Origin of the sequence: Brachybacterium nesterenkovii, from assembly GCF_900163655.1 — a bacterium.
In the GTDB taxonomy this organism is placed as follows: domain Bacteria; phylum Actinomycetota; class Actinomycetes; order Actinomycetales; family Dermabacteraceae; genus Brachybacterium; species Brachybacterium nesterenkovii.
Genome location: NZ_FWFG01000032.1, coordinates 1 through 5410, shown reverse-complemented (window position 1 = coordinate 5410; position 5410 = coordinate 1). Strand labels below are relative to the sequence as shown.

General features: G+C 74.0%; 6 protein-coding genes and 1 pseudogene. 3 read left to right on the top strand and 4 right to left on the bottom strand.

The window, feature by feature from the left end; genetic code table 11:
• Nucleotides 1-1050 (top strand): annotated as a pseudogene (locus FM110_RS14080) (C2 family cysteine protease); the annotation flags it as partial.
• Between the two features lie 5 nt (nucleotides 1051-1055).
• The gene (locus FM110_RS03710; protein WP_143276240.1) at nucleotides 1056-1409 is read left to right on the top strand and encodes a hypothetical protein; all 354 of its coding nucleotides are present in this window, start codon (nucleotides 1056-1058) and stop codon (nucleotides 1407-1409) included.
• A 37-nt stretch (nucleotides 1410-1446) separates the two neighbouring features.
• Here FM110_RS03710 and FM110_RS03705 read toward each other — a convergent pair whose 3' ends face one another.
• Nucleotides 1447-1776, bottom strand: a complete 330-nt coding sequence (locus FM110_RS03705) for a PLD nuclease N-terminal domain-containing protein (RefSeq protein WP_087102796.1) — start codon at nucleotides 1774-1776, stop codon at nucleotides 1447-1449.
• Between the two features lie 74 nt (nucleotides 1777-1850).
• On the opposite strand from FM110_RS03705, the gene FM110_RS03700 reads away from it, so the two are divergent.
• Nucleotides 1851-2177, top strand: coding sequence for a DUF4229 domain-containing protein (locus FM110_RS03700; RefSeq protein ID WP_087102794.1), 327 nt, complete (start codon nucleotides 1851-1853; stop codon nucleotides 2175-2177).
• Here the strand turns inward: FM110_RS03700 and FM110_RS03695 are convergent.
• From FM110_RS03695 to FM110_RS03685, 3 genes are read right to left on the bottom strand one after another with little or no spacing between them, the layout of a single operon-like run.
• Nucleotides 2145-3041 carry a 1,4-dihydroxy-2-naphthoate polyprenyltransferase gene (locus tag FM110_RS03695; protein WP_087102791.1) on the bottom strand — a complete coding sequence of 299 codons (897 nt, stop codon included), beginning with the start codon at nucleotides 3039-3041 and terminating at the stop codon, nucleotides 2145-2147. The genes FM110_RS03700 and FM110_RS03695 overlap by 33 nt on opposite strands.
• 53 nt (nucleotides 3042-3094) lie before the next feature.
• Complete coding sequence (locus FM110_RS03690; protein WP_234991882.1) at nucleotides 3095-4405, bottom strand: AMP-binding protein; 1311 nt, start codon at nucleotides 4403-4405, stop codon at nucleotides 3095-3097.
• 4 nt (nucleotides 4406-4409) lie between these two features.
• Nucleotides 4410-5405 (bottom strand): 1,4-dihydroxy-2-naphthoyl-CoA synthase, encoded by a 996-nt coding sequence (locus FM110_RS03685; RefSeq protein ID WP_087102787.1) that lies wholly within the window; start codon nucleotides 5403-5405, stop codon nucleotides 4410-4412.
• Nucleotides 5406-5410 lie beyond the last annotated feature (5 nt).

The window sequence follows — 5410 nt, the reverse complement described above, 5'->3', positions numbered from 1 at the left end:
CTGCTCGGCCTCCGCCAGGAGCTGCTCGAGCAGCTCCTGGCGGAGGCCGAGCAGGTGACCTGGCAGGGCCCGGATGCGGACGCCTTCCGCGCCGCGGTGCGCGGCCGGATCGGCGGGCGGGGGCGCGCCGTCGCCGAGGACCTCTCCGCGCGGGCCCAGGAGCTGGACCGCGACGCCCAGGAGCAGGAAGAGGCCTCCGACGGCGGCGACGGTGCCAGCGCTGACGGGACGGACGGCGGGCCGGAGAACCCTGAGGAGCGCAATAAGTTCTGGTGGTTCGAGGACGGCTTCGCCCCGTTCTGGGGGAAGACCGCCGACCTGCAGGACGACATCCCGCTGGGCCGCGAGGTGTACACCTTCGACAACGTGGACCAGGAGGACATCGGCAACTGCCTCGCGCTCGCGTACCTCGCGACGATCGCCAAGCAGGACCCCGAGTTCATCCAGAACCACATCAAGCGGGTCGACAAGGAGAAGCACGAGGTCATCCTGTACGACAGCGCGGGCAACCCGACGACGTACACCGTCACCGGGGACGTCCTGCGCACGGGCGTCCGCGGGCAGGACGGGAACCAGAACTGGATGACGATCTACGAGGCCGCGCTGATCCAGGCCGGACTGCTCGACGAGAACGGGGAGTACGCCTCCCAGCGGGGCGGGACGAGCTTCGCCCAGGCCGTCACGGGCAGCAGCGGGACGGTGCGCTGGGACGGCGGGGGATACGACCAGTCGCGCCCCTCGTTCGAGCAGTTCGCGCAGGAGATCACGAGCGGGCAGCCGACGATCCTCGGCACGCGGTCGATGGCCGGCTCCGACGACCTCGCGCGGTCGCAGGGCGTTGAGCCGCTGCAGCTCGTCGAGAACCACGCCTACATGGTCGATTCGGTCAACGACGACGGCACCATCACGATCGTGAATCCCTGGGGCGCTGGAGACCTCGACGGGAAGAACGAGGACGGGGCGCACCGGATGACGATCACCAAGGAGCAGTACCAGCTGTACTTCGACGCGGTCTACAGCGCGAAGAAGCCGTCGGAGTGGAAGAGGTGAGGCGGATGAGGACCGAGGTCCGAGAGGCGGCGGACGGTACGGTGCGCGCCGTCGTCGTGCAGGGGACGCAGGCGCAGGCAGGACCCTTCCACGTGGGCGTCATGAGCGCCCGCGTCGGGGAGCTGCCCCGCGGCGGCGAGGGCCTGCGGGCGCGCCTGCAGATCGGCATCGAGGGGACGGCCGCGCGGGTGCTCGTCCTCGAACCGGGCGAGGGGATCGACGTCGAGGGCATCGGCTCCCTCGACCTGCTCGAGATCTTCCCGTCGGAGGAGCCGGAGGCGACGGAGACGGAGGGGCCGCCGATGCCCGGGGGCCAGCGCTCTGCCGTCGTGCTCGAGGCGCGGCCGGTGATGTCCTGACGGGGCCGTCGCTGAGCCCGTCGGAAAGGGGACCCGATCAGGCGCCCGGATCGCCTCCGTCGCCGCGCTCGCGGCGCTCCCGCTCGCGCCGCTCGCGACGGATCTGCTCGTCGAGGCTGCGCAGGAACTCCGGGTCGTCGTCCGGCGCCATCGGGCCGGGACGGGGCGCGCCGCCCGACTGCTCGCCGGTGCGGTCCTTGCCCACCAGCAGCCACGTGATCGGCCCGACCCACGGGATCAGCACCACCAGGACGATCCACGCCCACTTCGGGATCCCGCGCACGCGCGCGTCCTCGGTCTGGATGCAATCGGCCAGGGCGAAGACCGTCAGGGCGATCGAGGCGACGGCGGCGAGCACACGGGGCATGGAGCCAGTCTAGAGACGGGGCGCGAGAGCCGTCGCGTCGGGGCGGTGCCCGCTGCGCCACTACCCTGGAGGCCATGCGCGACGTCCTGGTCTACTCCGTCATCCGCCTGGCCCTCTTCGGGGCGCTGTGGTGGGTTCTCGCGAACGTCGGCGTCGGCTTCTACCTCGCGGGCATCATCGCCGCGCTCATCGCGATGCTCGTGTCGATCCTGTTCTTCGGGAGTCCGCGCGAGCGCGCCGCCGAGCGCTGGCAGCAGGCCGATGAGCGGCGCCGCGAGCGCAGGAAGACGAAGCGCGACGAGGACGCCGACGAGGAGGACGCCCTCGTCGGCGAGGAATCCGCGGAGAGCGGGCCAGCCGAGACGGCCTCAGATCGCCAGGCCGATCAGCAGCAGGACTGAGACAACCAGCTCCACGCGGCCGGTCGCCCCGAGCACGGGGATCAGGCCACGGCCCGCGGCCCCGGCCAGCACGGTGCGCACGGGCGCGACCGCGAGCGGCAGCGCGAGGAGCACCAGCGCCGCCGGCCAGTGCGCGATCATCACGGGCACGAGCAGCGCGAACGGGCCGATCATGCATGCGGCATAGAGCAGCCGTGTGCGGCGATCGCCCAGGCGCACCGCGAGCGTCAGCTTCCCGGCCTCGGTGTCGGTGGGGATGTCGCGCAGGTTGTTCGTCACCAGCACCGCGACGGCGAGCAGGCCGATGGCGCAGGCCGCGAGCAGCGCGACGAGCGTGAACGCGCCGGTGATCGCGAAGGCCGTGCCCATCACGGCCACGAGACCGAAGAACACGAACACGAACACCTCGCCCAGCCCGAGGTACCCGTAGGGGCGCGAGCCGCCGGTGTAGAACCAGGCCGCGGCCACGGCGGCCGCGCCGACGGCGAGCATCCACCAGGCGCCCGACAGCACCGTCAGGATCACGCCCAGCGCCGCGCCGACGCCGAGGGACAGGACGGCCGCGCGCTTGACGACCGCGGGCCGGGCCGCCCCGGAGCCGGTGAGGCGGAAGGGGCCCACGCGCTCGTCATCCGTGCCGCGCACCCCGTCGGAGTAGTCGTTGGCGTAGTTCACGCCGATCTGCAGCGCGAGCGCCACTCCCAGGGCGATGAGCGCGCGCGGGAGCACGAGGCCGAGGTCGACCGCCTCGCCGCGCACGGACAGCTCGTGCAGGGCGGCACCGGTGCCGGCGGCGACGGGGGCGAAGGCGGCGGGCCAGGTGCGGGGGCGCGAGCCCTCCACCCACTGCGAGAACGTGGCCACGGGCGGGGACTTCCTTCCGGAGGGCAGGGCGTCCGGCGCGGTCGGCGCCGGGGTCAGGCGCCCAGCGTGATCGCGAGATCGCGGGCGGCGGACCGATCGATCTTACCGATGCCCCGCAGCGGCAGGGCCTCGACGACGAGCGTGCTCTTGGGCACGGCATGGCGGGGCAGGTCGGGGCCGTGCTCGGGCGCTGCGCGCAGGGCTGCGGGGACCGCGGCGGGCAGGCGTGCGGGATCGGCTCTGGCGGCCGGGACGACGAGGGCCACCAGGCGGGCGCCCCACTCCGGGTCCGGGACGCCCACGACGACCCGATCCGCGAGGAGGCCGCGGAGGTCGGGGGCGGCGTCGATCGCGGTCTCGACGTCCTGGGGGAGGACCTTGCGCCCGCCGGTGATGACGACGTCGTCCGCGCGGCCCAGAATCCGCAGACGCTGTCCGCTGTCGGTCTCGTCGAGCGCGGCGAGGTCCGAGGTCACGAGCACGCGGCCCCCGTCGGGCGTCGCGCGGAAGGGCGAGAGGTCGGCGGCGCCGTCGGGCCGTAGCAGCCCCAGCGAGAGGGTCGGCGAGGCGATGAGCAGGCGCCCGGCCGCATCGTCGGCGCGGCGGTGGTCGGTGTCGAGCGAGAGGCGGACGCCCTCCAGCGGCACCCCGTCGTACACGCAGCCGCCCGCGGTCTCGGAGGAGCCGTAGGTGGTGCGCACGGCCGCGCCCGCGTCCCGCGCCGCGGCCAGGAGCGCGGGCGGTGTGGCGGCGCCGCCGACGAGCACGGCCGCGAAGCCGGCCAGCAGCGCGAGGGCGCGGCGACCGGCCGGGGAGGCGTCGCCCAGCAGGCGGGACAGCTGCGTGGGCACGAGCGACGTGTACGCGGGAAGATCCAGGGCCTCGGCGCGGGCGAGGGCGGGCTCGGCCGCGGCGGTGAACACGGCCGCGTCGAAACGGCCCGAGAGGTCCGGCATCTCCTCGGGCAGGGCGGGGCCGGGCAGCCCGAGCACCTGGGCGCTGCGACAGGCGCGGGCGATGATCTGCACGCCCGCGATGTGGGTGGGCGGCAGCAGCGGCAGCCACAGGCCGTGCCCGTCGAGCGCGCTCGCCGTCGCGTCCTGGGACGCCCGCAGCGCGGGCAGCGACTGGACGACGGCCTTGGCCGCGCCCGTCGACCCCGAGGTCGGGACCACGAGCGCGGCGTCCGCGAGCTGCGCGGGCAGGGAGGCAGGCGGAGCGAAGGGGCCCAGCCACAGCCGTGCGCGGCCCGCCGTCATCTCCGCGATCGCCGCTGCGTGCTCGGCCAGCGACGCGGGCGTGCCGTCGTAGGGAGCGGGGACGGTCCAGTCGACGGCGGTCGCGTCCGCGGGCGTGCGCGCCACGGCGTCAGCCCTGCGGGTGCGGGAACGCGGACCAGTCGGGGTCGCGCTTGGCGAGGAACGCGTCGCGGCCCTCGACGGCCTCATCGGTCATGTATGCCAGGCGGGTGGCCTCGCCCGCGAAGACCTGCTGGCCCATGAGACCGTCGTCGGTCAGGTTGAACGCGAACTTGAGCATGCGGATCGCCTGCGGGGACTTCGTCGCGATCGTCGCCGCCATCGCGAGCGCCGCATCCTCGAGATCGGCGTGGTCGACGACGCGGTTCACGCCGCCCCAGTCGTAGGCGTCCTGCGCGGAGTACTCCTCGGCGAGGAAGAAGATCTCCCGTGCCCGCTTCTGGCCCACCTGCTTGGCCAGGTACGCCGAGCCGTAGCCGCCGTCGAAGGAGCCCACGTTCGCGTCGGTCTGCTTGAAGCGCGCGTGCTCCCGCGAGGCGATCGACAGGTCCGCGACGACGTGCAGCGAGTGCCCGCCGCCGGCCGCCCAGCCGTTGACCACGGCGATCACCACCTTGCCCATCGTGCGGATCAGGCGCTGGACCTCGAGGATGTGCAGGCGCCCCGCCCGGCCCGCACGGACCGTGGTCGCCTCCTCACCGTCGGCGTACTGGTAGCCGGAGCGGCCGCGGATCCGCTGGTCCCCGCCCGAGCAGAAGGAGCGGCCGCCGTCCTTAGGGGAGGGACCGTTGCCGGTCAGCAGGATGGTGCCCACGCCGGTGTCCAGGCGGGCATGGTCCAGGGCCCGGTAGAGCTCGTCGACCGTGTGAGGCCGGAACGCGTTGCGGACCTCGGGCCGGTCGAAGGCGATGCGCACGCACGGCAGGTCCCGCACGATGGCCCCGTCGGCGTCGCGCTCCACCGCCCGGTGGTACGTGATGTCCGTGAACGCGGGGCCGCCGAGCTCGGCCTCGCCGATGTCACGCCAGCGGCGCGGGTCGAAGGTCTCCGAGACGGAGGCGGGGAGGTCGGGCGAGCCGGGGGCGGCGGGGGCGTTCGAGGTCATGGGCC

Excerpts from the sequence above, each read along its gene's own strand:
- FM110_RS03700 (WP_087102794.1), top strand. The coding sequence starts at position 1,851 with ATGCGCGACGTCCTGGTCTACTCCGTCATCCGCCTGGCCCTCTTCGGG.
- FM110_RS03685 (WP_087102787.1), bottom strand. The coding sequence starts at position 5,405 with ATGACCTCGAACGCCCCCGCCGCCCCCGGCTCGCCCGACCTCCCCGCC.
- FM110_RS03705 (WP_087102796.1), bottom strand. The coding sequence starts at position 1,776 with ATGCCCCGTGTGCTCGCCGCCGTCGCCTCGATCGCCCTGACGGTCTTC.
- FM110_RS03710 (WP_143276240.1), top strand. The coding sequence starts at position 1,056 with ATGAGGACCGAGGTCCGAGAGGCGGCGGACGGTACGGTGCGCGCCGTC.